General features: G+C 69.2%; 1 protein-coding gene. It reads right to left on the bottom strand.

Features of this window, described 5'->3' with window-relative positions:
- Positions 1 to 172: 172 nt before the first annotated feature.
- Positions 173 to 1,411, bottom strand: a complete 1,239-nt coding sequence (locus FPZ41_RS46495) for an IS4 family transposase (protein ID WP_322621600.1) — start codon at positions 1,409 to 1,411, stop codon at positions 173 to 175.
- Between the last annotated feature and the right edge of the window lie 42 nt (positions 1,412 to 1,453).

Here is a 1,453-nt window from a genome sequence, read left to right as displayed (position 1 = left end):
TTTCCGGCGGGTCGGCCTGGCCTTGGTCGGCCCGACCAGGGTCACGTAGGGAGTGTCCGGCCGGGGCGGATTGTGGTGCTCGGCGCGTTTGAGCTTCCAGTTGGACATCTTGCGTTTGATGACGCGCGGGCTGGAGCGCAACCGTCGGGGTGACAAAAGCCGTTCGCGGATCTCATCCAGGGCCGTGACCAGTGCCCGGGCCAGCCGGGAGGGGGGAAAATGCCGCCTGGTCGGTGACGTGGCGGCGGACGACGCGCAGGGTGCGGGTGAAGGAGACCCGGTCGGGATCTTGGTCCGCTTGCTGTGCGGCCTGGTGCATCAGGTCCCGCAGGGCGTGGTGCACCAGGAGGAAGGCGAAGATCTCCTGCTCGGCCCCGCGGGGATGCTGGGAGCGCAGGACGAGGCGAGGGCCTCCGAGATGGGTCTTGATCTCATCCAGCGTGTTCTCGATCTCCCATCGCTGGGCATACAGCGCGGCCAGCGACGCGGCCGACGCGGCCCGCGGATCCAGGACTGTGGTGATCAGCCGGTACACCGTGCCGCTGCCGTCGCGGCCGAGCGTGTACTCGATCACCCGGACCCGCGCCGGGTCCGCGCGACGGTTCTTGTCCCGGGCCGCGACGATCTCCGAGAGGTAGGAGCCGTCCTCCAGCAGGGCCCGGACGGGAAGTACGGCGTCGTTCTTGACCCGCCACAGCAGATCGGCGCCGGTTGCGGCGGCGGCCCGCCACAGGTCAAAGCCACGAAAGCCCCGGTCGGCCAGCAGCAGCATCCCCGGTGTCAGTGAGCTGAACAGGCGCTGGGCCAGCTCGGTTTCATGGACAGCCAGCGGCCCGGCCTGGGCCGCGAAGACTGCGTGCGTGCCACACTCGGCCAGCGCAGCCACCCTCACCTGCGGATACGCGCTCTTCTCCTGCCCGCGGCTGACTCCCGGGCGGCCGAAGAAGGCGGTGTTGGCCTCGGTGTCCGGCACGTCGAAAGTGGTGCCGTCCACCGCGACCAGCCGCCACCCCCGATACCAGGCCCCGCTCGTCTCCTCGGTCGCCATCGGCTGGCACACCCGGGCAAACAGTGCCTTCAGCGGCTCCGGGCCGAGTCGCAGCCGGGCCCGGCCGATCGCCGCGGTGGTCGGCACCCGCCAGGTCCCCTTCCACCGGCCCATCCGCTCCAGCCCGTGCGTCAAAAGTCGGGCAACCTCCTCATAGCCCTGCCCGGAGAACAGGCACATCGCCAGCACGAAATAGACCACCACCCGGGCCGGCAGCAGCCGTTGACGCTGCTCGGCCCGGCCACATCCCGCGACCACCTCATCCACCAACTCCGGCGGAAACGCACGGGTCAGCACCCCAATCGCGATCCGATCCGAAAGCCGGTCATCCAACGACGACTTCACCTGTCCAGGCCTTGGCACACCACACTCAACGACCCGAAAGCCCCAAAGTCACCGGTATTG

The sequence above is a fragment of the Streptomyces acidicola genome, from assembly GCF_009377235.1.
Taxonomy (GTDB): Bacteria; Actinomycetota; Actinomycetes; order Streptomycetales; family Streptomycetaceae; genus Streptomyces; species Streptomyces acidicola.
This window is presented reverse-complemented; position numbering and strand designations above follow the sequence as displayed.